We start from the raw sequence: 23,514 nt of genomic DNA on the forward strand, positions 1-23,514 counted from the left end.
CGATAGCCACCTATTTCCTGATAATGACTAGATGGCTCTCGACAGTGACGGGGCGATCGCTGTTCCAGAAAATCTCAAACGGAAGCTCGATCAGTTCAGCTTGAACGCGATGTAAAAAGCTCCGAAAATGCTGTGCCCTCGGACAACTTGTATGCTTCATCGAATTGCTCACTACACTGACCAATTGACCATTTGCAGCAAGAAACTCATCGTAAGCCCGCTTGATATGTAGTAAATCAACGCCGCGCTGATGAATGCTGGCAGAGAAGGGAGGATTCATCAAAATCAGATCGTATTGCTGAATCGGCTGACAAGCTAAGAAATCTTGCCCAACGAGCCTAAATCCTTGTTGAAAGAGTAGAAGTTGAAATCGTGGATCACGTTCGATGACATCTACTTCAATGCCCTGATTTCTCATGGCTTCTGCTAACACGCCTGATCCCGCGCTCGGCTCTAATGCTTGCATTCGGGCTTCAATGACGACTTGTTCCAGCATGATTTCTGTCAATTCTGGAGTTGAGGGAAACCAGCCATAGGGAGGGTTTTGAAGAATTTCATCATAAAGAGATCGGAGCTTGGACGGAAAATTGATGATGTTCATAGTGCGACTTCATGAATGCTACTTAAATCAATCGTGTCAATGTTAGGTTGATTAGAAGGATCAATTGGCTCAGCGCTAGATTGATCCTTTAATTGAGTGAGCAATGTCTGTGTCGTGATCGCTTGCAAATCTTCATTCCAGCAGTGCATTGCTTTCTTGACAGGTCGATCTGGGTGCAACGCCAAGACAATCAGTTTGACTTGATTTGGGTCTGCTTCATAATGCTGGGTTGCTGCCCACAGTTTGATGCGATCCACCCAATTCAACTCTGGCTCTCGAATCGCCCACTCAAACAGCTTGGGAAACCCATGATGAAAGCCAACATTGATCTCAACCTGTACATAAGCGCGATCGCACAAATGAGCCGAAATCGGATGCTGTAGTTTTAGTTTTTTGTTGGACTGTAGTGAATTCGGAAGCAATTCCTGAACTTGCTCAACCAGCGATCGCAATGTCGGATTGTTGTCCAACAAAGGCTGAATCGGTAGTCCCATCTGCTGTTGTCGAATCGCCAACTGTAAATGCTCTTGTAGGGATTGAAACCGAGAAGACTGTAACGGGGGGTGAGAGGGTTGAAAATCTGCGATCGTTAATAACATACACGCTGATGAAATGCTGCTGCCTGACTTGCCGGAAGGCATATCGACCTCTTCGAGTCATCTCCCAGATAGCGATTAAAATCAGCCCATTTAGCAGTGTATGGGTGACATTGAACAGCACATGATTAGCGTTGCTGTACTGTAGCCTTCTTATGTCTCAGATTTCCCTAGACAACTATTTCTCTCCTTTACTCAAACTTTTTCAGGGTGAACAAGCACCTGGAAGTTGGTTACTTGTAAGTGTGCTAGTTGTCGTCATCGTTCTACTACGTATCAGTGGTAACCGTAAAGGCAAGATTACGACTGGGCGAATGGTGGGAACGGCTGAAAAGCTGGCTGCGGTGAATACAGCACTGAAGCAAATTCGAGAACGGAAGCACGATCGCATCACGCTCTGGTGTGGAAAGCCGAGATCTTGGCTCAAAGGTTCATTAGGAGGAGTTGGAACTCGTCTGCAAACATTACTAGGAACACCCCCAACCCTTTATCTACCGGATGCTCAACGCAGTACCTTGGTTATTGGGACACCTGGAAGCGGAAAAACTGCCAGTGTGATCGACTCTGCTTTGGAGAGTGCCTTTGTTCAAGGATTTCCGGTCATTCTCTACGATAAGAAAGGTTCACAAATGCAACTTCATGCTGCTCTCGCGGCTCGTTATGGATATCAAGTTTGGGTGTTTGCACCGGGTGAACCATACAGTGGAGTCCTAAATCCGCTTGACTTTATGCGAGATGGCTATGATTCCGTCATGGCAGGCGAGATCGGACAGGTGATCAATCGCAATGCTTCAAAGGGTGGCAAGAGTGATGAGTTTTTCTCAACGGCTGGGGATTTACTTGCCAAAGCATTATTACAATTAGCAAAAGTGACTCAACACGCAGATATGGCAATGGTTTACGCCTTGTTGCGACTGCCCAACTTAGTTGAACGGCTGAATCATGCCGTTCAGTCGCGTCAACTCGATGAATGGATTGCGACCTCTTTCAATCAGTTCCTGAGTGCGAAAGATGCAGAGAAAACGATTTCTGGAATTCTCACGACTGCTGCTGCAACATTTAGCAACTTTATCCAAGCAGATTTACTTCGCTCTTTTATTGGCGAATCAGACATTCCAACTCAAATTCAGGGCAGACAGATGATTGTCTTCAAACTGGATGATGCTCGTCGGGGTGTGATTGGTTCATTGTTAGCCGCAGCATTGCATTTAGTAATTGTCGCGAATCTCTCTCAACCTCGTACAGATCCCTTGATTATTTCACTTGATGAGTTACCATCTTTGAAGCTGGAACGTTTGCCACAGTGGATTAATGAGTATCGATCGAATGGTGCTTGTTTTCTACTAGGAATTCAATCGCTGAATCAGCTTTATGAGCAGTATGGCGAGAAATTAGGGAATGCAATCGCATACGCCTGTAGCACTCACATTTTGTTCAATCCTGGCGACTTCAAAACTGCCGAAGAATACTCAAAACGGTATGGTGAAAAGGAAATCACGGTACGGAATCGATCAACCAGCCAAAGTACGGGAGTCCATCAAAACCGCTCAACGAGTTGGAATGAGTCGCTTCAGAAGATTTCAATCCTGACCCCTGATGAGATTTTGCGATTTGAGCAAGGGAAGTGCGTGATTACGAATCCAGCATATCGATCGCGGGGTGAAGGCTCGATTCCCTATTTGTTGAAAATTGAGATCGCGCAATCCGAGTTCGCATACCGCAAGCGAACCGAGCAGTTATGGGAACAGCAAGTTAAGCCTGCGTTGCAGCGACGAGTTAACTTATTGGATCGCCAAGCGCTAACTGAGGCATTGTATGCTCGAATTGAAGCCGCAGAAAAGCTGCTACCCCTGCTAGATCTAGATGAAGAGAGATCGTCGAAATGAAGGGCAGCAATCCAGCGATGGGAAACGCGGAGAGCTATTCAAATGTATTAGACCATCTAGCGTCTCCGTAGCACCTATTGAAACTACTTCAGTATTTGACTTCTGTTCTATTAACATGGATGGCTAGCGGGTTTTGTTCTTCCTGTCTTTCCACAGCGCCAATACGAGAAACCCGTTGCCCTGTCACGGTCAAAGCATCTTCAATGTAACCCGTGACCGTGACATCTCCGGTTTTCAGAAGATGCGTGACATACTTGACGGTCATAATCGCACTCCTTTTTCAATGAGGTTTTATCAAGTCTGGCGGCTTATTACTGAGTCTTTTGACAAAACAAACAGGAATATGTCAGCCAATATACTGATTATATGATTGAATAGTTTTATATTCAGATTAGAAGATTAACTTAACAAAGTCGGGTTTGCACTTTTTATGACTAGCAACCTTAATGGACTTCTGAACAATCTAGAGCAACAAATTCAACATGCTGAGACCCATCTCATTGCTCGATCAGGTAATCAATCCTTTTGTCAACTTGGCAAAACCAGAAAGTAACCTAAAGACTTGAAATATTACGAAGGTAGACATTCATGCAGTTTCTTGCGGACACTGTTGCGCTCTCTCGGATGCAGTTTGCACTCACTGCTATCTTTCATATGCTCTGGCCCGTCCTGACGACTGGGATGGCAATTTATCTGGTGATTGTCGAAGGAATGTGGTTAAAGACACGCAACCCAGATTATTACCATCATGCCCGCTTCTGGTCAAAGCTCTACGTCCTCAACTTTGGCATTGGCGTGGCATCAGGATTACCAATGGAGTTTCAGTTTGGGACGAACTGGGCACCCTTCTCGGAAGCCGTGGGTGATTTTTTGGGCAGCATTCTTGGCTTTGAAGGCGCAATGGCGTTCATGCTAGAAGCGGGCTTTCTAGGCATTATGCTGTTCGGTTGGGAGCGGGTGCATCCAGTGATTCACTACCTTGCCACCATCATGGTTGCCTTTGGTGCTAATCTGTCCACTTTCTGGATTTTGGTGGCAAATTCTTGGCTACAAACCCCAGCAGGCGGTGAGATGGTCGATGGTAAGTTCATCGTCAGTGATTACTTCCAGGCGATCTCGAATCCTTTTATGGTGAAAAGCGTGTTGCACATGTTTTTTGCCACGCTGGAAACCTCTTTATTTGTGATTGGTGGCATTAGTGCCTGGTATATTCTCAACAACCGCCATCAAACCTTCTTTGCCCGATCGCTCAAAATTGTGCTAGCCGCTGCGATCACCGTTACCCCACTGCAAATCTACATCGGACACCTGAGCGCTGAGCAAGTGGCTCACTATCAACCCACCAAACTGGCGGCGATGGAAGCTAAGTGGGAAACTAGTCCTGCTGGACAGCCTGCCGATTGGAGCCTGCTTGCACTCCCCGATGAAGCCAGCCAAACCAATAAATGGGAAATTACCATCCCGAATGGGTTAGGCTACATCCTGGAATTTAAGAAGAACCTGTCTGAACCCATCCGGGGCTTGAAAGAATGGGCACCGAGCGATCGCCCTCGCATGGTGGGACTGATCTACTATTCGTTCCGGATTATGAGTGGGATTGGCTTCTTTTTGGCGGGATTGATGCTGTGGAGCGTGCTGAAATGGCTATTGGGTAACCTCTCACCTGAAAAAATTGCTCAGCAAAAGTGGTTCCTCCGCACCTGGATTTTTGCCGCTCCGCTGGGCTACATCGCCGTTGAATCAGGCTGGATTGTCCGCTGTGTAGGGCGACAACCCTGGACGCTGTACGGGCAAATTCGCACCGCTGATGCAGCGTCTCAACTTCCCGCCAGCAATGTGCTGACTTCCCTCACCCTGTTTGCGGTGGTTTACTCCATTCTGTTTGTCTCAACGCTGTACTTTGGGAGTCGAATTATCCGCCACGGCCCCAATCTAGAGTTGCCCGTACCAGGGCTAGACAATCAATCGGCGATCGAAACAGAACCCGCGACATTTGTTCCTGATCAACGTCCTGTAGAGGCTCAACAGTAGGTCACTAATATGGACGCATTACTCCACTTTTTGCCGCAAGTTTGGTTTGTGATTCTAGCACTGTTCCTGTTTCTTTATGTTCTGCTGGATGGCTTTGATCTGGGGGTTGGCATTCTTTCTCTGACCAGTTCAGATGAAGCACGCCGGAGCCTTTTGATGACCAGTCTGGGGAACATTTGGGATGCGAATGAAACCTGGCTAGTGCTGATGGGGGGAGCCTTGTTTGGAGCGTTCCCCCTGGCTTATAGCACGATCCTCAATGCCCTGTATATCCCCATTTTCATGATGATTTTCGGGCTGATTTTTCGGGCGGTGGCGTTTGAATTCCGAGAGCATTCCGATCGAAAGTTTCTGTGGAACTTTGCCTTCGGGGCTGGCAGCTTTATGGCGGCACTGGGACAGGGCTTTGCGCTAGGTAGCGTGATTGAAGGGATCGCGGTGGATGAGGCCGGTCACTTTATCGGCTCCACCTGGGATTGGTTAGACTGGCGATCGCTCCTGGTTGCCCTCACTTTGATCCAGGGCTATGTCCTGATTGGCTCTACTTATCTCATTTTGAAAACGGAAGGAGAATTACAAAAAACTCACTTTCGCACTGCTAAGCTTGCCGCGATCACCACGTTTATTGGCGCAATTTTAATCACGATCGCCACTCCCATCGTCTATGAAGCGGCACGAACTCGATTGTTTAGCCCACCGTTGGTTTACATCTTTGCTGTCATTCCGGTACTGGGTGTGGTGCTGGTGGGACTGCTCTTACGAAGCCTTAATCGGGAAGAAGAAAACACGCCCTTGATCTGGACGATGCTGATCTTCTTACTCACTTTTATTGGGTTAGGACTAATCGTATTTCCTTACATCATCCCGAACCAAATCACAATCTACCAAGCTGCTGCTGCTCCCAGTGCGTTAGTATTCATGCTTATCTTTATTGGCTTTCTGATTCCCATTATGTTGTTTTACAACATCTACAATTATGTAGTGTTCCGAGGCAAAGTCGTTGGTGATGTGTATGGAGAGTAATGAGAGAGTGAGATGATAAAAGAGTAATTTTTCTCATCACCTCTCAATCACCTTCTCAAGATCCCATGGTCTTAAATTGTGATATGAATTATGTGGAATGAACGCTACAGCCAAGCTGAATATGTGTATGGTAAGCACCCCAATGATTTTCTGGTGGAAGTGGTTCAGCAGATCCCCAAGGGGCAAGTTCTCTGTCTGGCAGATGGAGAAGGCAGAAATGGGGTATATCTAGCGCAACAAGGATACCAGGTGACAGCAGTTGATGCTTCTTCTGTCGGATTGGAGAAAGCCCGAAAATTGTCAGCAGAGCGTTCTGTAGAGATAGAAACGATCATCGCAGATCTGGCTGAATTTCCCATTCAACCAAATTCTTGGAATGCGATCGTCTCTATCTTCTGTCATCTCCCTCCGATTGTCCGCGCCCATGTTCATCGGCAGGTGGTTTCTGGATTGCGATCGGGCGGAGTATTTGTGTTAGAGGCATATACCCCCCGTCAACTCCAATTCAAAACGGGAGGCCCACCCACTGCTGAGTTGACGGTGGAATTAACCGTCCTCCAGCAAGAATTGGAAGGCTTGGAGTTTAAGCACGCGGTTGAATTGGAGCGAGACATCCAGGAAGGGTTATTTCATCAAGGACGCAGTTCAGTTGTGCAAGTGGTTGCTATGAAAGCATAATCGACCGCTTATCGAGCAAAAAACTGCTATATTATCCCATTTAGACTAGGGATTGAACCGCAGGGAGGCGAGCGATCACCGCCTTCACCTTCTGGCTGGCATTCGTGGCAATTTCCTTTGCATTGGGGGAAGGAATCGCGGCAAACATCGCGATCGGATCAACGGCTGACACTTCCACACGACCATCTTCATGTTCCTGCACAACTACGTTACAGGGGTACAACACTCCAGCTTTATCATCCTCATGAAGCATCTGATAAGCCGTTTGAGGATGACAGGCTCCCAGAATGCGATAGCGACGGAAATCAACTCCCAGCTTCTTCTTGAAAGCGGCCTGTGCGTCAATTTCGGTTAACACTCCCATGCCTTCTTGCTGGAGTGCTTCAGTAACCTGAGCGATCGCCTCATCAAATGAACAATCAACAACTTTGCTGAAATGATACATGATTGAATGTCCTAATGAACTACAAAAAACAAACCTTGAAGACAAGCCGTAACTGATCGGAATAGTCGATCTACAGACGATACAGCGTACGTGTGATCGCCCTAAGCCAGGACAATTTCATCCGCTTCATCATCCAGGTTTCGGCAATGCGTTTATTGAGAAACGCCATCGATGGGAACGAGTGCTGGAGGAATAGAATGTCCACCATTCGCAATTTGCGCTGGATGGCTAATCCCCACTCGTTGACCATCTCTCCTGACCCTTCCCCCACCACCGTCGCCGCAAAGAGTTTTCCAGTGGCATTGGTCAGCACTTTGACAAACCCGATATCAACTCCCTCTGCGATCGCTGCTCCATAATCTTCGTAGCGCACTTGCACCGTTTCGTAAGCAGTTTTCTGCGCTTGCAGATCTTCCTCACTCGGGCCAACATGAGAAATTTGGGGTTCGGTGAAGACCGTCCAAGGCACGACGAATTGACGGAAATCCTGTTTGAGGGGGTGAGGCATCAGCGTGTTGATCAGGGCGATCATGCCCTGGTGCATAGCAGCGTGAGAAAATTGAGCATAGCCGTTGCAATCTCCTACCGCGAAAATATGCTTCTGGCTCGTTTGCAGATAGGGGTTGACCTGAATCCCTGTGGAGTCATATTTGACCCCTGCCTTTTCCAGGTTTAGCCCCGAAAAGTCCATCTTGCGACCTGTGGCAACCAGAAGTTTTTCGGCTTCCACAACCTCACCCTCTTCTGTCAGCACTTTTACCCCACCCTCTGGTGTCGGCATAATTTGCTGAATCGTCTGACGGCGCAAGATCTCAATGCCTTCTTGCTGAAAGGTATCTTCCAACAATTTCACAGCATCGGCATCAACCCCTCGCAGCAAATTCGGGCCGCGAATGATCATCGTGCAGCGACTCCCCAGACGGGAAAACGCTTGAGCCATTTCACAGGCGATCGCGCCACCTCCCAAAATCACAAGACTTTCGGGAATGCGATCAAGGCTGAACAAATTGTTATTCGTCAGCACCTCTACCGAGTCAATGCCGGGGAAGGGAGGAATGGCGGGTTGAGTTCCAGTGGCGATGAAGATACGCTTGGCGATGATGGTGCATTCGGCTGTGCCGTCTTCTTGGAAATCGCCTACAGCAACCGTGTGTGGATCTACGAAGGAAGCGGTTCCCTGTTGGAGAACCAGATCGACCTTCTCAAACATTCGCTTCGTTTTGCTGTTGTTGATGTAATGAATATCCGATTGGATGCGCTGAAAGGGATTGCGTACCTGGGGCAGGGAGACGGTTTCCAGTTCCATGCGATCGAGCAGGCGTACTGCATTACGAGTTTTCGCCATGCGAAGTAATGCCTTACTGGGAATACATCCCACATTCATACACTCTCCGCCTAGGCGATGGCTCTCAATGCCGCAAACCTTAAGATCCATTTCCGCTGCCATTGCAGATACAGCCATGCCAGCAGGCCCCATACCAATCACCAGAACATCATAGTCGTATGCCATGACTTAACCCCTTACAAACGTATCGATAGAATGGGTGGGATTCTTAAAAGGACAAAAGCAAACAAGTCAGGGGTGAGTTCCACAAAGGAAACTCCTTGCATTACACCAACTGCCAATCAATGTAGCGAACCCCTTTGTTCACAATCCTATATTTGTTTATATAACCATACAGTTATCTTGTCAACAAATGCGGCAACGGAGTAGTAATTCTGATTTTGAGATTGGGCTACGATCGTGCCTGAATCCAAGGAGAGCCAAGGAAATTAACACGCAGGCTTCATACCTCAGCGAAGGTGGAACCCTTGCCCTCTCTTGCACTTCTCTTTGTACAGGATGGAGCAAGATTTACAGTTTTTAACAAAAAAATAATAGATACAGCTTGAACTTTATATTGTCGTATGGTTATATAGTATCAAAAGGGCGATTCAAGCGAGTTACATGGAATTGGCTTTGGATGCCCTGCCAGGAGGTATTCGTGCCTGTCGATCAAGAGCTTTAAAAAACTGAACTTCAAGCAAAGCTAATTGGGGGTTCGAGGGAGACGTAGAACCTTGAGTGTTCCTCAGCAGATGCTTTGAATGCATTGACTCAACTGGTCATGACGTTGGCAAAGCTGATTGACCTGAACTATAGGAGCGGCATAAATATGGCAAATATTGTAGTGATCGGTGCAGGGTTAGGGGGGTTGCCAACGGCGTATGAGTTGAGGCATTTATTGCCCGATTGCCATACTGTCACACTCATCTCAGACCAACCTAAATTTACCTTTATTCCTGGTCTGGCGCGAGTTGCCCTGGACATTGACCCATTGGATCACTTTCAGCTTGAGATAGAGCCGTTAGCCAGACAACATGGTTTGGATCTGGTCAATGGTCGGGTAACGGCGTTTAATCCTCACAGCAAATGGATCACTGTTGAGAATGGGCAGACGATTGATTATGACTATGTAGTGATTGCCACGGGTCCGGGCTTTGCCTTTGACCAGATTCCCGGATTGGGACCGCATGGAGGCTACACCCATTCCATTTGTTCTGCCTCCCATGCGCTGGAAGCACGAGAAGCATGGCTTCAGTTTCTCGAAAAGCCCGGTCATTTCGTTGTAGGAGCCGCACCGGGAGCCGGATGCTTTGGTCCTGCTTACGAATTTGTCCTCATGGCAGACTGGATTTTGCGGCGCAAAGGACTCCGGGACAAGGCAACCTTAACGCTCGTCACCCCTGAACCCTACGCCGGACACCTGGGCGTCAGCGGAGTGAAAAACGCTCAGAAACTCACGGAGGCGTTGTTACGGAAACATGGAGTTGAAATTATTGCCGATGCCGCCATTACCGCGATCGCCCCTGACCACATCACCCTTGATAACGGTCGCACTCTGCCACAAGACTACGCGATGATTCTGCCTGCCTTCCGGGGAGTGCAATTTATCCTCAATACACCTGGTTTAGGAACTGAGAAAGGGTTTATTCCCATCCTACCGACCCAACAACATCCACAGTTTCCAGAGATCTACGCTCTGGGGGTCAGTGTCAATCTGACACAACCCGACCAAGCCCATGTGGCGATCGGGATGCCCAAGAGTGGTCAAATGACGGAAGCGATGGGAATGGCAGTTGCCCACAATATCGCTGTTGAATTGGGTGCAATTCAAGCTCCGTTGACAGTGCCAACTCTGGAAGCCATTTGCTTTGCCGAATTTGGGGATACTGGAATTCTTTACGTAGCGGCTCCTGTTTTACCTGACCCTGCAACTCAGCAACGGCGATACGCTTACGCGGTGCAAGGTCCCTGGGTGGTTTGGGGCAAAACGGCATTTGAGCAATACTTTATGACCAAAATGCGGTTTGGGGCAGCGGTTCCCTGGTTTGAGCGATTGGGACTCAAGGCATTGTTTGGAGTTGATCTGGTAAAACCAGCCCCCACTCCACAAAAGACCGTTGTTAATGTTTAATGCAACCTTTCTCCTCTGGGAACCCATGAACCCCTGGAATCGCTATGACTATCAATCGAACAGATCATTTCGATCACGCTGGTGAAACACCACCAAACAACATCTTTGGAAATGATGAGTTTGAACAATTAGCTAATCGCTTCAAACTCCTAGGCGAACCCGCCCGATTACGAATTCTAACCATCCTGTGTGATGGCGAGAGAAATGTTCAAGAACTCTGTGAGCAAACCGGATTGTTACAAGCGAACGTTTCTAAACATCTTCAGTTGCTTAAAGCAACTGGAATTGTCACTTGCCGTCGAGAAGGAATTTTTCGGTATTACTGCTTGATTGATACAGCGTTAATGTTAGTTTGTTGCAGTGTTCGAGAAGAACTTGCTCAGCATCGCTGCCATGAATTCCGAAGAGACTATTAAGTTTTGAATAAAGGAGTGGTATGTTAAAGCGCATTTATCGAATGATAGTTGGCATCGGGTTGGTGATCGCCTTGTTCAATATCAATCCAGCCAATGCTTTGGCACAATCTGACCCCGCAGAACTAGCGAAAGCGGTACAGGAAATTGAGTTGTTGGATGGTTTGCGATCGGGACTGGCATCCATGCTGGAAGGACACACTGAAGAACCTACAATACAAACCATGAAAGAAGTTTGCAAACCTGTAGGAATGCGAGCCATGCAGCTCAGCCAAGAGAATCAATGGCAGGTGAAACAGATCGCCAGCAAGTATCGCAATCCGGATCACGCACCCGACAATTTGCCCTCAAAAATTGCGCTGGCTCGCTTTGAACAAAATCCTGATTTAATGGGATTTTGGGATCGGGAAACGATCAACGGGCAGGAAGGAACTCGCTACTATCGCCGCATTAATGTCGAAGCAAGCTGTTTAGCCTGTCACGGTGCAGGCAACAATCGGCCACAGTTTGTGAAAGATAACTATCCCCAAGATTTAGCCTATAACTTCCATGTGGGAGATTTGCGGGGTATGTATGCCGTCTTCATTCCTGATGTAAAAGCGGCTCTAGAGCAGGCAATGCAGGAGTGAAGGTTGGCGTTTTGGTACTCAGTTTGGGTGTTCTGTTCTTTCATTGGAGCTTGGTTGAAACTCCTCCAGCGATCGCTGCTATCCGCCAACTGGAAGAGGCTCCCGGTCAGGTGGTTTATCAATCGCGGCGAAACCTCAAAGATCAGAATGGCATGAGTTGGCAAGCGATCGCCTTCAAGCGCATTTGTCCCGATGGCAGTCGCCACTTCTACCTGCGGCTGGTGGGCTTTCCGGGAACAAGGTCGATCGTTCCCAACCGCTGACCCTCCAAAGTTCGATGGGCGAAATGCTAACCGCAGCAGATGCGTCTCAACAAATTTTCACGGATGCCAACGCCTCCGAACCCAATGTTGGACAGTATGACTTACAACCACTACTTCCTCAACTGCAAGCGGAACTTCTCTGGCGTTTGAGGTTACTGACTGCAGAGGGTTCTCCCCTGACGCTGCGAGTTCCTCCCTCCCTCGTTAAGGAATGGCAAACCCTGGCAAATTATTAAGTAAAGATCGAATATGAAAAACAGAAATTGGCAGAGACAAAGCTGGAACTCTTTGAAATCAATCATCTTCGGTATTGGATTGGTTGGCTTAATAACCTTTTCGGCGTTTGCATCTAACCCAACCCAGCCAGATTCCAGAACCCAACAGGCAATGATAGATGCCATTAACGATGAATATTATGCCCGTGCATTCTACAATGCTGTGATTGATCAGTTTGGTTCCATCCGCCCGTTTAGCAATATTGTTCAAGCTGAAGATCGGCACGTACAACTCTGGAACAGGCTATTCACGCAATATGGATTGCCCATTCCTGACGATACGTTTGCTGGCAATATTGAGGCTCCTGCAACTCTTCAGGATGCTTGTCAGATGGGAGTTAAGGCAGAAATTGCTAATGTGCAGATGTATGACCGGTTTCTAGAGTTTGTGCAGGAACCGGATCTGCGGGCCGCTTTCACTCAACTGCGTCACGTTTCACAGAACAATCACAAGCCAGCTTTTGAACGATGTGTTAATAATCCTGGTGTGGGTGGTGAATACCACCCACACCAGGCAGGCAGACGAGCAAGACACTGAGCAGGCAATGTATCGCCTGGATGCTCATTGCATCCAGGTCAATTTTGAGACGCAAATTTTCATGATTCACACGAAATAGGAAGGAGTAAGAACAATGACCGTCAAATTTGTAACCCATACTCTCAACACCAATGACATCACAGTCATGGGGAATGTAAACGATGTCGCTACCGTTCGGGGTAGTAAAATTTCTCGAATTGGAGCAGTAGAAGGTCAGGAGCAGCAAAACCCTGCTACCATTCATGTCAATTTTCAGGTAACCAATAATCCAGAGGAAATGTTGGTATTGATGATGGGATTGTCAGATGCGATCGAGATTGGGCTGCAACTGTTAGCAATGGGCATCGAAGCCGAACCGTCTCCCAAAATTGATGAGGTTCGCGATCGCCTTTCTCAACTCGTGTCGGAACTCGATCGCAGTCTGCAAGTTTCTCACTAAACAACTAAGGAGCATCATTGCTGTGTGGAAGTTATTAGAAGCCATTCAAAAGAATTTAGTGTGGACGATTCCATCGTCTATGGTCGCTGGTATTGTCGTAGGGTACTTGATCAATCCATCTCCGCTTAAAGCCTGGATTGTACCGCTCACGTTCCTCATGGTTTATCCCATGATGATCAATTTGCAGATTCAAAAAGTTCTGTCTGGCAAAGATTACAAATTGCAGTTGATTACTCAGTTAATTAACTTTGCTATTGTTCCCTTCTTTGCTTACGGAATGGGAAAAGCGTTCTTTGCCGATCGCCCCTTAGTTGCACTGGGATTGCTTCTGGCATCCCTCCTGCCAACCAGCGGCATGACAATCTCCTGGACTGGATTTGCCAAAGGTAATCTCAGTGCTGCCGTAAAGATGACCGTGATTGGGCTGATTTTAGGATCGATCGCCACTCCCTTTTATGCCAAGTGGCTCATGGGAACGGTGATTGAAATCCCTCTTGCTGATACATTCCGCCAAATTGCCATCATCGTATTCCTGCCCATGCTACTAGGAATTGCCACCCGTCTGATTGTGATCCAGGTGGTCGGTGCTGACAAATACAACAAAAACCTCAAACAAAAGTTTCCAGCCTTTTCAACATTGGGTGTTCTAGGAGTTGTATTCGTTGCTATGGCGCTGAAAGCAAAAGACATCGTAGCAAATCCAATGATCCTGCTGTCTTTCTTGATTCCCCTGGCAATCCTCTATTTAGGCAACTTCCTTTTGAGTACGATCGTAGGTAAGTCGCTATTTAACCGGGGAGATGCGATCGCTCTCGTCTACGGTACGGTGATGCGGAATTTGTCGATTGCATTGGCGATTGCCGTTACGGTCTTTGGTGGCGAACAGGGTTCTGAGATTGCCTTGATTATTGCGATGGCGTACATCATTCAGGTACAGGCAGCAGCCTGGTATGTGAAGTTGACCGATAAAATCTTTGGTCCTGCTGAAGAAACGGTTCAATTAAAGAGCAGTTAGGACTCATATCGCTATGCCCGGTTCTGGTCAAAATTGCATATCCTCTACAGCATCGACTCAACCTTCCCTGCTGACTGCAACCGATCAACCTTTGCCCTTGAGCATAGATGTCACCAGTGCCGTGAAGCCTGATCACAAGACGATTGAAGATTGTCGAAATTGGTTAAGTTTTCATCGGGTTTGGGGACAATTACCCATAGAGGCATTGCAAGCGATCGCCCAATCCTTTTACTGCTTTCGCGTAGAACCACAGACGTTCATTTATCAAGAAGGACACCCCTCCACTGGACTCTATCTGCTGAAGTGGGGCACGGTTGAAATTTCCCGCCTTTCTCCCATTGGCAAATCCCTGATTCGCTATCGCAATGCGGGCGAACTGTTTGGGTATGTGTCGCTGATGGCAAACCCCGAAAATAGCAGACATCAGACGCAGGCGATCGCCCTCACGGTTAGCGAAATCTGGTTTTTACCCCAGGTTCGGTTTCGTCAACTAATGCAGCAGCACGCCGAAATTGAACGCTTATTCAACGCCCTGCTCGCACAGGACTTAAATGCGTTCAGTGCCCGGATTGCTCAGGAACAACGACGGATTCAAGGCTTACAGTCCTATATTCAAGCAGTTCCCATTGGGGAAACGATCCTGGGTCACAGCAAAGCCAGCCAAAAGCTGATCGAACAAATTGATCGAGCCGCTGCCAGCCTTAAGCCTGTAGCGTTTCAAGCCCAACCGGGCACCGGAAAAACCTTTCTAGCAGGGCTGATCCATGCCCGCTCTGCCCTAGCAGACCAACCGTTTGCGGAGCTAGATTGTGCCAGGTTGCCGCGCTCAGAGGATAGCAGACTCAATACCGACTTTTTATTTGGCAGAATTGGTGGACAACCGGGCATTCTCGAACTGTTGGAGCGGGGAACGCTACTGCTGAATAATATCCAGGTGTTGAGCGAGGGGGATCGTGCCCGCGTGTTCCACTACTGCAAAACGGGGGGCATCCTGCCGAATCATGGACTGAGTGGATCCAACACCCTGACGACCGAGCCGCCCAAACCCGTCCAGTCCTGGGTGCGCTTAATCTTTGCCTCTCCTGACAAACTAGACTTGCCAGACGTAGACGCAATTTCCATCAAGCTGTTTAGCTTGCCCCAGCGTAAGGCAGATATTCCAGCATTTGCCCGTTACTTTTTAGCCCAGTTTTGTCAGGAACAAAATCGTCCGCTACTGAGCCTAGATCAGTCCAATCTGCGTCGCTTGATTAGTTATGACTATCCGGGCAACCTCACCGAACTGGCAGAAATCCTGCATCGGGCGGTGATCATGACCCCACCCGGACAAACCGTGATTCCCGAACAGGCGCTATGGTCGGTGCAGTCTGCAAAAAACGCCTTCCGGGTGGATTTGCTCACCCATGTACCCCGGTTGCGGCAAGCGTTGCTGAGTCGCTGGTATCCAGAGGGAATCTGGATGGTGATGATGGCATTTTTTGTCCCCGTCACGATCGCCGGGTTCCTTGGACCTCAGACGCGAGACAGCAGTGTGACGCTGAATCTCTTTTGGGCATGGTGGTGGCCGGGTTATTTGTTTTTGTTTGTTTTTGTTGGGCGACTGTGGTGTGCCGTCTGCCCCTTCATGATTACTGCCGAATGGTTGCGGCGGCTTTCGCTGTGGCTGTTTCCACGTCAGCAACTGACCTGGAATACGCAATGGCTGAATCGCTGGGGAGCCTGGATTTTATTTGGTGGGTTTGTCGCGATTTACCTGTGGGAAAAGCTCTGGGACTTACCGCATCATGCCTATCTATCCGCCTGGTTGCTTCTGACGATTACAGCCGGAGCGGTGATTTTTAGCTTGATTTATGAGCGGCGGCTCTGGTGCCGTTATCTCTGCCCGATCGGTGGCATGAACGGGATGTTTGCCAAACTGGCAATGGTGGAGTTGCGATCGACTCAACAGGTGTGTGGGAGTCAGTGCAGCACATTCGGCTGCTATAAAGGCAGTAGCGTCACCCCTGTTACCTTTGTTGATGCCCTGCCGACTGAAGGACAGGCAACGGGGGGATGTCCGCTCTATTCGCATCCCGCACAATTGCCGGACAACCGAGACTGTGTGCTATGTATGACCTGCCTCAAAGCCTGTCCTCACCGTTCAGTGCAGTTAAACCTGCGGTTTCCCACGTCAGATTTACTGGACAATCACCGGGGCTTTTGGGCAGAAGTCGCGCTCCTCTTGCTGCTGTTTGGGGGTGTGTTTATGCACCATGCCCAACGACTTTTAGGTTGGCTAGGATTTCACGATCTTCCTATTGATGCAGATCATTTACTGACCAGTACGCCGATCGTTCTTGTCCTGCTGAGTCTTCCGGTTGTATTGACGTATGGGACGCACGCGATCGCCCGCTTGCTTGATCCCGAACAACCCACCTATCTCACTGTCATCTACGCCTATCTGCCCTTTACCCTGGCAGCCAATCTAGCGCACTATATCCCAGCAGCAGTCACAGAAGCGGGTCAAATTCTGCCTGTTCTGGCGCGAACCTTAGGCTTTAGCGGCGCGAGCTTACCAACTCTTACCTGGAGTATAGATGTGGTGGCTTTCCTTCAGGGAGTCACGCTACTCTCCGCTCTGATTTTCAGTGTCTATCCGCTGTTACGTATTACCAAGTGCACATTGCTCAGCAATCTGCCTCATTTGCTGTTAATCGCAGGACTGACGGTGACGAGTTTCTGGCTCATTATCTGAGGAATTTTCAATTTACTTTATGAATATTTATAAGGACATTACTGAAATGACTGGTCACACACCGCTAGTCAAGCTGCAACGTTTACCCCAGCAGTTTGGCTGTGTCGCTGAAATTGTGCTGAAGCTAGAAGGCATGAATCCGGCAAAGTCCGTGAAAGATCGCATCGCCGTCAGCATGATATTAGAAGCAGAACGAGTAGGGCTGATTCAACCTAGAGTTTCGACGATCGTGGAGGCGACCTCCGGTAATACTGGCATTGGGTTAGCGATGGTGTGTGCCGCCAAAGGCTATCGCTTGATTCTGACGATGCCAGACAACATGAGTCAGGAACGACGGCAGATTATGCAGGCGTATGGAGCAGAGGTCATCTTGACTCCTGCCGTAGAAGATATGCAAGGGGCGATCGCCTATGCAAGTCGGCTACTTACAACACTTCCCCACGCCTTTTCACCCCATCAGTTCAGCAATCCTGCCAATCCCAAAATCCATTACGACACCACTGGACCTGAAATCTGGCAGGACACCGAGGGACAACTCGCCGCATTGGTCTTAGGTGTGGGGACGGGTGGTACTCTCACAGGCGCTGGGCGCTATCTCAAACAGCAAAATCCTAACCTCCAGATTGTTGCTGTCGAACCCGCAAACAGTGCGGTGCTGAGTGGCAAGCCTGCGGGTGAACATAATTTACAAGGGATTGGCGCAGGCTTTATACCGGATGTCTTGCGAGTGGATTTGATTGATGAAATTGTCACTGTTACCGAAGTGCAGGCTTACGAGACAGGACGACAATTAGCGCAACTAGAAGGCATTATGAGCGGTATTTCAACGGGAGCGGCGGTCTATGTGGGATTACACATCGGGCAACGATCGCACTACCAGAATCAACGGATTGTGATTATTCAACCCAGTGCTGGCGAACGCTATCTTAGTACAGCCATGTGGCACGAAATTAGTACAGAAACTGCTTTACAAGCGCCTCCCACTGCATTAAGTCATGGCTAAAATACCATCTCATACTAACCAACCCTGGCGAGTGCAAGATCGCTTCCTGGAACTGCATTCGCGTTGGATAACATTGATTGGCGAACATCTGCAAGACCATCAGGGGGAAATCCTGGAATACTGGCGGATTGAGAAGACAGATTCCGTGATTGTTTTACCGATTCAGAATGGTCAGTTTTTGCTTCCGCCTTCAAGCTATCGTCCTGGCGTTGGGCAGGTGACATTGGATTTTCCGGGTGGTCGAGTATCAGAGGGACAGACTTCTGAAGAGGCAGCGATCACGACCTTAAAGCGAGAATTAGGGATTGAAGCAGCAAATATCACTCAACTAATTCCTTTAAACACCGAAGGGTGGGCAGTGAACAGTTCCTTCTCCAACCAAAAACTGTATGGTTTCGTAGCTCATATCCATAGCATCTCAACCCTATTTCCCAAGGCTATTGCAACCACCTACCCCGTCAATGCCGCAGGCGCTCATCAGTTACTTCAAGACCTCAACTGCTTGCAATGTCGTGCCGTGCTCCTGGAATGGGCAATGCTGAACTTGTCTTTGCATCCAGCAATAACTGTTCAAAACTCTGGGCAATGCGAGTTTGGAAGCGTTCCCGATGCTTGAGTAATTTGAATGATCTCATAACATCTGGTAACGGAGTTGCTTGGGTTGCATCGGTAATTGCTATTGTTCGTAAGATGCCAAACCGGACTTCTTTATTCACCATCCACTTTGAAATTGCCGTTGCCCCAATGCCATTCTCAACCACCGCAGGTGATCGCCCCCAATCACCTGCTGGTCTAAACAGGCTGAGTGTTGGGATTGACAGCATGCCAAACCAACCCACATATGCCGATTCTCGGTACTGGTAATCCAGTTACAGAATCTATCCCAAAAATTGCTCCGGCTGCGGCGTTCCAAAAATGTAGTCATGATTGCAACTTAATGATGAGGATAGAAAACGCAATTATTCTTTTAAATCGTTTTATAGTTTTATAGTTATATAATTACCAACAAGACACTTACTCGCTGTATCTTCCAATTCTTGTGAGTGTGACCTTCAAAATCAACGATTGCCAACGAGGAACCTAATATGAATCAGACTTTAGCCAGCAGCCTGCGGGATGGAACCAAACAGTCCCATACGGCTGCCGAAAATACCGCATTTATGAAGTGCTTCTTGAAGGGAATTGTGGAACGGGAACCCTTCCGCAAGTTGCTTGCCAATTTGTATCTGGTCTATAGCACGTTGGAAGCAGAACTCCAGCGTTATGCCGATCATCCGATCGTGGGTCCCATGTATTTCCCTGAACTGAACCGAAAAGCCACTCTGGAAAAGGATCTGGAGTTCTATTATGGCAATCACTGGCAAGACCAGATTGTGCCATTGGAGTCGGGTCGGGTTTATGTCGATCGCATTCGTGAGGTTGCTAACTCAGACCCAGCCCTCCTGGTTGCCCATGCCTATACCCGTTATATGGGTGACCTCTCTGGTGGACAGAGTTTGAAAAACATTGTCCGTTCCGCGTTGAATTTGCCGCCCGATCAGGGCACCGGGTTGCATACTTTTGAACAAATTCCGACTGTGGAAGCAAGACGTGCTTTTAAAGAGAAGTATCGCCAAGCACTCGATTCATTGCCGATTGATGAGGCGACGATGCAACGCCTTGTGGATGAAGCCAATGCTGCTTTCAAACTCAACTGGAATGTCATGCATGAGCTGGAAAACGATGTAAAAGCGGCGATCGGTGATCATGTCTTTGATCTCGTCACCCGACAAGACAAGCCGGGGAGTACCGAACGTGCTCCAGGCAATACGTCTGTGGAGTTAGTTGCTTCAGAATAAGCTTTGCCACCTGCGATAACCACTTTGCCTCTTCTCAAATCATCTTTATTATCAAGAAATAAGCCTTTGGCTTCCCTGACCAAGGGTGGTACCGGAAGGGGCGGAACCACTGATTTTTACTGTTAACTACGAATTTATGGCATTCTTACCCTCGCTTCAAATTGGTCAACATCTTGCCCGCTATCCCATTGTTCAGGGAGGCATGGGCATCCGTATCTCTGGAGCACAGCTCGCCGCTGCCGTTGCCAATACAGGTGGAATTGGCATAATATCTGCTGCTGCGCTAGGACTAAACTCACCATATTTTGATATTAATCAGCCAAATGGTCGCAAACGCAGAGAGCAGTTTTTTGAGGCGAATCGGTTGGCGCTGATTGATGAAATTAGAAAAGCACGAACGCTAAGCCCGACTGGAATTCTGGGCATCAATGCGATGGTCGTTGCCCAAGATTATGAAACGCTGGTGCGGACAGCGGCTGAAGAAGGGGTCAATCTGATTATCTCTGGCGCAGGCTTGCCGCTGCAATTGCCGGAATATACCGCCGCGTATCCAAAAGTGGCATTGGTGCCGATCGTATCCAGCACTCGTGCGGCTCGAATTATGTGCCGTAAATGGGAACGCCAATATGGGCGATTGCCGGATGCGTTTGTGGTGGAAAATCCCAATTCGGCAGGAGGACATCTGGGGGCTAAATTGGAAGAGTTGGGAGATCGCGCTTTGGAAGCAGAGCAGGTCATCCCAGAATTAGTAACGTATCTACAACAAGAAGTGGGTCAAACCATTCCGGTGATTGCCGCTGGCGGTGTGTGGGATCGGGTAGATATCGATCGGATGCTGGCATTGGGTGCAAGTGGTGTTCAAATTGGAACCCGATTTATAACTACAAACGAATGTGATGCCGATATTCGCTACAAAGAATTTCATCTCCATGCCAAACCAGAGGATGTGGTGATTATTTCCAGCCCAGTCGGACTACCAGGACGAGCGTTGCGGAACGCATTTGTGGAGAAGGCGATCGCAGGTTCCCCTGATTTGGAAAAACGGTGTTTATTCAATTGTCTCCATGCTTGCAAATGCCGGGATGAACAACAATACTACTGCATTGTTCAAGCCTTGGATAAAGCGGCACGAGGGGATATTGAAAACGGGCTGATTTTTTCAGGCAGCAATGCTGGACGTGCCAAACACATGATGCCTGTTGCTGAGCTGATGGCAGAGTTAGTCGCTTAATCTTTCAGGACTACATATCAGTCGTATGACAACATCTTCCTTAATTCCTTTTGCGATCGCTTTGCTTTCTGCCTTTATTGCCTATCAAAGCCAGGAAGAAATTGTGAAAGCCTTCTTCGTCATTGTCATGGCAATGAGCCTGCTGGTGAGCTTTTGCCTAGGCATCCAGATTTGTGCAGATTCTGATTCTATCAGCGAGCTTAGCGGGAATGCACTAGTTTTGCGATCGCCATTCCCGTAACGATGCTGGAAAGTTTCGCTGAGTAAGGGGTTTGATCATTCACTCGTTGAGCAGACAAAAAGCATAGGAAAAATATTACAAGTTGAATAAATTAGGGAAAGTTCCCCGTTTACTGTGAGCCAGCGCATGAACATCTCATTTCTGAAGGGTTGCCATCAACGGCTGTTTGCCTGGGGTATGGCAAAAGCGAATCATGCTGATGATCGGGCAATTATACTACACGACTGCCAGAACTATGCCACAATGGCAGACCTGAAACGATCGCTCCTGAGCAACTTGCATGGCAGAGTTTTAGAAATTGGACCGGGGGCAGGGGCAAATTTATCCTATTACCCAACCAACATTCACTGGATTGGGATAGAACCGAATCCCTTCATGCATCCCTACATTGAGCAAGAAGCAGAACGTCACGGACTCAAAACTATTGAACTGCATGGAGAACGAGCTGAGATATTACTTGTTGAAGATGACAGTATTGATACCGTAGTCAGCACCTATGTTCTTTGCTCTGTAACTAACATTCACGCCACCTTGAAGGATATTCAACGCGTCCTCAAACCGGGTGGCACTTTTGTTTTCATTGAACACGTTGCCGCGACCAATGGCACCTTTACTCGCACGGTTCAAGAAGGGATTACTCCAGTCTGGAAAACGGTGTTTGATCACTGTCACCCAAACCAGGAAACTTGGATGTATCTTGAAGCAGCAGGCTTTGAGTCTGTGAATTATCAATCATTCCGACTGTCTGTTCCCATTGTTAGCCCTCATATTGCCGGAGTTGCAACCCGCCAACAGAGGAAGTGATGATGAGAAGGTGGGATAATAAGAAATAGCCCTTTTGGGAGAAATCTATGCTATTCAAGAAGTCAATTCGGACGATATTGCTGGGATTCGCCCTATGGGTTTGTCTTTTGTCTGGTGTTGGACAAAGCCCGATCATGGCAGCAACTCTAGACGTAGCAGCTGGATCGGCATCTCAGGAACAGATACAAGCTGTGCCTGAAGAAGTTCTCAATCTAAAATCAGGAGTTGATCGCTTTCTTATCTCAATTCCATTAGGCTATTACACGATCGGCAATGTCGCAGGATTGAAAGATCAGTTAAAAAATCCTCAAACCATTTTGGTAGATGTGCGCGAACCTTCCGAATATCGTGCTGGACATATTCCGGATGCCATCAACATTCCACTCCGTACTCTAACTCATAGTCTGGATAAAATCCCGCACGATCACTCTGTGGTGTTGTACTGTTCAACGGGCTATCGATCGGCAATGGGAGTCATGACGTTGCATCTGTTGAATTATGAAAATGTCCGGGGATTCCCGCCGAGCTTTGCTGCTTGGAAAGCAGCAGGGGAAGCGATCGCTCAGTAATCATTCCCTTAGCCTACTTGTTGGCCGATTAGTAATCGCTCGTCAAGCCGCTGCAACCACAGCGTTAGCAATTTTCACCAGTGCTCTGGAGCATTAAGCGAGCGAGCGCATAAGATCTGACCACTTGCTGACTCAAGCGCATTACCCCTCAGTGCGATCGCCATCCATGCCTCGCGATACGGCAGTTCATAGGGCGGAGAGACATGGTGATTATGGGTAAAGCCAAACCGACTGTAGTACCTCGGATCTCCTAGGACAAACACTAGGTCGGTGCCTCTATCTTTCAGCATTTTCAGTCCGCGCTCAATCAGCGCACGCCCGACCCCCCTTCTCTGAAAGGCGCTTGCTACTGCCAGCGGCGCGAGAATGTAGGCGACTATCCCCTCGCTGCCCCTCACCCCTACGGCGCTGAATATGATGCTACCAACAATATCTGTTCCGTTTTCGGCAATTAAGGCAAGCAAAGGCTTTGCAGTCTCATCTGCTAGCAAATCAATCGCCAGCCTTGATACAGCAGGGCCTTCTTCTTTGCCAAAAGTGTCAAGATGTAGATTCCTGATCAGTTCGGAATCGACTGCTGTAGCTTCTCGAATCTTCATGGAGTTTCCAAAAATGCTAACGACTAGCGTCACTGGCTGCAAGAATCGTAAAACGGAGCAGAAAGTATTTTGGTCAGTCCGGTACACGCACTTTATGGGGAGACGGAACTGACTCGTACTTCTCCGAACAAGATTTTCAAAAGACGGATGGTCAAAGTTATGGTTTAGGCGATCGTGCTCAATCAATTAGGTTTTCAGTGACCAA

General features: G+C 48.2%; 24 protein-coding genes and 2 pseudogenes. 19 read left to right on the forward strand and 7 right to left on the reverse strand.

Translation table 11 applies throughout. From position 1 onward, the window contains the following. Nucleotides 1-10 precede the first annotated feature (10 nt). Together J0L70_RS24115 and J0L70_RS24120 are read right to left on the reverse strand one after the other, a co-directional pair. Nucleotides 11-601, reverse strand: coding sequence for a methyltransferase (locus J0L70_RS24115; RefSeq protein ID WP_287456214.1), 591 nt, complete (start codon nucleotides 599-601; stop codon nucleotides 11-13). After that, nucleotides 598-1,242 carry a hypothetical protein gene (locus J0L70_RS24120; protein ID WP_190653369.1) on the reverse strand — a complete coding sequence of 215 codons (645 nt, stop codon included), beginning with the start codon at nucleotides 1,240-1,242 and terminating at the stop codon, nucleotides 598-600. Before J0L70_RS24120 ends, J0L70_RS24115 begins: the two co-directional genes overlap by 4 nt. 110 nt (nucleotides 1,243-1,352) lie before the next feature. On the opposite strand from J0L70_RS24120, the gene J0L70_RS24125 reads away from it, so the two are divergent. Further along, complete coding sequence (locus J0L70_RS24125) at nucleotides 1,353-3,083, forward strand: type IV secretory system conjugative DNA transfer family protein (protein ID WP_287456215.1); 1,731 nt, start codon at nucleotides 1,353-1,355, stop codon at nucleotides 3,081-3,083. Nucleotides 3,084-3,171: 88 nt separating this feature from the next. Here the strand turns inward: J0L70_RS24125 and J0L70_RS24130 are convergent, their stop codons facing one another. Beyond that, nucleotides 3,172-3,348 (reverse strand): hypothetical protein, encoded by a 177-nt coding sequence (locus J0L70_RS24130; RefSeq protein WP_190653367.1) that lies wholly within the window; start codon nucleotides 3,346-3,348, stop codon nucleotides 3,172-3,174. Nucleotides 3,349-3,671: 323 nt separating this feature from the next. Between J0L70_RS24130 and J0L70_RS24135 the strand changes: the two genes are divergently transcribed. The 3 genes from J0L70_RS24135 (at nucleotide 3,672) to J0L70_RS24145 (ending at nucleotide 6,815) form a co-directional block, all read left to right on the forward strand. Then, nucleotides 3,672-5,114: a cytochrome ubiquinol oxidase subunit I gene (locus tag J0L70_RS24135; RefSeq protein WP_287456217.1), complete on the forward strand. Its 1,443-nt coding sequence runs from the start codon at nucleotides 3,672-3,674 to the stop codon at nucleotides 5,112-5,114. A gap of 9 nt (nucleotides 5,115-5,123) precedes the next feature. Further along, a complete protein-coding gene (gene cydB, locus J0L70_RS24140; protein WP_190653907.1) occupies nucleotides 5,124-6,137 on the forward strand; it encodes a cytochrome d ubiquinol oxidase subunit II in 1,014 nt (337 codons plus the stop codon). A gap of 90 nt (nucleotides 6,138-6,227) precedes the next feature. Continuing rightward, nucleotides 6,228-6,815 (forward strand): class I SAM-dependent methyltransferase, encoded by a 588-nt coding sequence (locus J0L70_RS24145; protein ID WP_190653906.1) that lies wholly within the window; start codon nucleotides 6,228-6,230, stop codon nucleotides 6,813-6,815. A gap of 40 nt (nucleotides 6,816-6,855) precedes the next feature. Here the strand turns inward: J0L70_RS24145 and J0L70_RS24150 are convergent, their stop codons facing one another. Both J0L70_RS24150 and J0L70_RS24155 read right to left on the reverse strand, forming a co-directional pair. Further along, nucleotides 6,856-7,260 carry a DUF302 domain-containing protein gene (locus J0L70_RS24150; protein ID WP_190653905.1) on the reverse strand — a complete coding sequence of 135 codons (405 nt, stop codon included), beginning with the start codon at nucleotides 7,258-7,260 and terminating at the stop codon, nucleotides 6,856-6,858. 70 nt (nucleotides 7,261-7,330) lie between these two features. After that, nucleotides 7,331-8,770, reverse strand: coding sequence for a dihydrolipoyl dehydrogenase family protein (locus J0L70_RS24155; protein WP_287456221.1), 1,440 nt, complete (start codon nucleotides 8,768-8,770; stop codon nucleotides 7,331-7,333). Between the two features lie 646 nt (nucleotides 8,771-9,416). Here J0L70_RS24155 and J0L70_RS24160 point away from each other — a divergent pair. The 10 genes and pseudogenes from J0L70_RS24160 to J0L70_RS24205 all read left to right on the forward strand — a co-directional run bounded on the left by J0L70_RS24160 (nucleotide 9,417) and on the right by J0L70_RS24205 (nucleotide 18,643). Beyond that, nucleotides 9,417-10,718 (forward strand): NAD(P)/FAD-dependent oxidoreductase, encoded by a 1,302-nt coding sequence (locus tag J0L70_RS24160; RefSeq protein ID WP_287456223.1) that lies wholly within the window; start codon nucleotides 9,417-9,419, stop codon nucleotides 10,716-10,718. Nucleotides 10,719-10,762: 44 nt separating this feature from the next. Next, nucleotides 10,763-11,134: an ArsR/SmtB family transcription factor gene (locus tag J0L70_RS24165; protein ID WP_287456225.1), complete on the forward strand. Its 372-nt coding sequence runs from the start codon at nucleotides 10,763-10,765 to the stop codon at nucleotides 11,132-11,134. Between the two features lie 20 nt (nucleotides 11,135-11,154). Continuing rightward, the gene (locus J0L70_RS24170) at nucleotides 11,155-11,760 is read left to right on the forward strand and encodes a Tll0287-like domain-containing protein (RefSeq protein WP_287456227.1); all 606 of its coding nucleotides are present in this window, start codon (nucleotides 11,155-11,157) and stop codon (nucleotides 11,758-11,760) included. A gap of 110 nt (nucleotides 11,761-11,870) precedes the next feature. After that, a pseudogene (locus J0L70_RS24175) lies at nucleotides 11,871-12,259 on the forward strand (DUF3122 domain-containing protein). 13 nt (nucleotides 12,260-12,272) lie between these two features. Continuing rightward, nucleotides 12,273-12,836 carry a ferritin-like domain-containing protein gene (locus J0L70_RS24180; RefSeq protein ID WP_287456229.1) on the forward strand — a complete coding sequence of 188 codons (564 nt, stop codon included), beginning with the start codon at nucleotides 12,273-12,275 and terminating at the stop codon, nucleotides 12,834-12,836. A 94-nt stretch (nucleotides 12,837-12,930) separates the two neighbouring features. After that, nucleotides 12,931-13,275, forward strand: coding sequence for a hypothetical protein (locus J0L70_RS24185; protein WP_287456230.1), 345 nt, complete (start codon nucleotides 12,931-12,933; stop codon nucleotides 13,273-13,275). A 22-nt stretch (nucleotides 13,276-13,297) separates the two neighbouring features. Further along, the gene (locus J0L70_RS24190; protein ID WP_287456232.1) at nucleotides 13,298-14,290 is read left to right on the forward strand and encodes an arsenic resistance protein; all 993 of its coding nucleotides are present in this window, start codon (nucleotides 13,298-13,300) and stop codon (nucleotides 14,288-14,290) included. A 13-nt stretch (nucleotides 14,291-14,303) separates the two neighbouring features. Further along, complete coding sequence (locus J0L70_RS24195) at nucleotides 14,304-17,024, forward strand: cyclic nucleotide-binding domain-containing protein (protein ID WP_287456233.1); 2,721 nt, start codon at nucleotides 14,304-14,306, stop codon at nucleotides 17,022-17,024. Between the two features lie 19 nt (nucleotides 17,025-17,043). Next, a complete protein-coding gene (cysK, locus tag J0L70_RS24200) occupies nucleotides 17,044-18,027 on the forward strand; it encodes a cysteine synthase A (protein WP_287456234.1) in 984 nt (327 codons plus the stop codon). Beyond that, a complete protein-coding gene (locus J0L70_RS24205; protein WP_287456235.1) occupies nucleotides 18,020-18,643 on the forward strand; it encodes an NUDIX domain-containing protein in 624 nt (207 codons plus the stop codon). Before cysK ends, J0L70_RS24205 begins: the two co-directional genes overlap by 8 nt. Before the next feature lie 187 nt (nucleotides 18,644-18,830). Here the strand turns inward: J0L70_RS24205 and J0L70_RS24210 are convergent. Next, a pseudogene (locus tag J0L70_RS24210) lies at nucleotides 18,831-18,952 on the reverse strand (photosystem II q(b) protein); the annotation flags it as partial. 160 nt (nucleotides 18,953-19,112) lie between these two features. On the opposite strand from J0L70_RS24210, the gene J0L70_RS24215 reads away from it, so the two are divergent. The 5 genes from J0L70_RS24215 to J0L70_RS24235 all read left to right on the forward strand — a co-directional run bounded on the left by J0L70_RS24215 (nucleotide 19,113) and on the right by J0L70_RS24235 (nucleotide 22,710). Continuing rightward, entirely contained in the window at nucleotides 19,113-19,865 is a 753-nt protein-coding gene (locus tag J0L70_RS24215) for a biliverdin-producing heme oxygenase (protein ID WP_287456236.1), read from the forward strand. Between the two features lie 136 nt (nucleotides 19,866-20,001). Beyond that, on the forward strand, nucleotides 20,002-21,096 hold the full coding sequence (locus J0L70_RS24220) for an NAD(P)H-dependent flavin oxidoreductase (protein WP_287456237.1): 1,095 nt from the start codon (nucleotides 20,002-20,004) through the stop codon (nucleotides 21,094-21,096). Nucleotides 21,097-21,121: 25 nt separating this feature from the next. Beyond that, the gene (locus J0L70_RS24225; RefSeq protein ID WP_287456238.1) at nucleotides 21,122-21,337 is read left to right on the forward strand and encodes a hypothetical protein; all 216 of its coding nucleotides are present in this window, start codon (nucleotides 21,122-21,124) and stop codon (nucleotides 21,335-21,337) included. A 126-nt stretch (nucleotides 21,338-21,463) separates the two neighbouring features. Further along, nucleotides 21,464-22,141, forward strand: coding sequence for a class I SAM-dependent methyltransferase (locus tag J0L70_RS24230; RefSeq protein ID WP_287456239.1), 678 nt, complete (start codon nucleotides 21,464-21,466; stop codon nucleotides 22,139-22,141). A gap of 47 nt (nucleotides 22,142-22,188) precedes the next feature. Beyond that, nucleotides 22,189-22,710 (forward strand): rhodanese-like domain-containing protein, encoded by a 522-nt coding sequence (locus J0L70_RS24235; RefSeq protein WP_287456240.1) that lies wholly within the window; start codon nucleotides 22,189-22,191, stop codon nucleotides 22,708-22,710. Nucleotides 22,711-22,784: 74 nt separating this feature from the next. On the opposite strand, the gene J0L70_RS24240 is transcribed toward J0L70_RS24235, so the two are convergent. After that, nucleotides 22,785-23,309: a GNAT family N-acetyltransferase gene (locus J0L70_RS24240; RefSeq protein ID WP_287456241.1), complete on the reverse strand. Its 525-nt coding sequence runs from the start codon at nucleotides 23,307-23,309 to the stop codon at nucleotides 22,785-22,787. Nucleotides 23,310-23,514 lie beyond the last annotated feature (205 nt).

The sequence above is a fragment of the Leptolyngbya sp. UWPOB_LEPTO1 genome (assembly GCF_017302695.1).
Taxonomy (GTDB): domain Bacteria; phylum Cyanobacteriota; class Cyanobacteriia; order Leptolyngbyales; family Leptolyngbyaceae; genus Leptolyngbya; species Leptolyngbya boryana.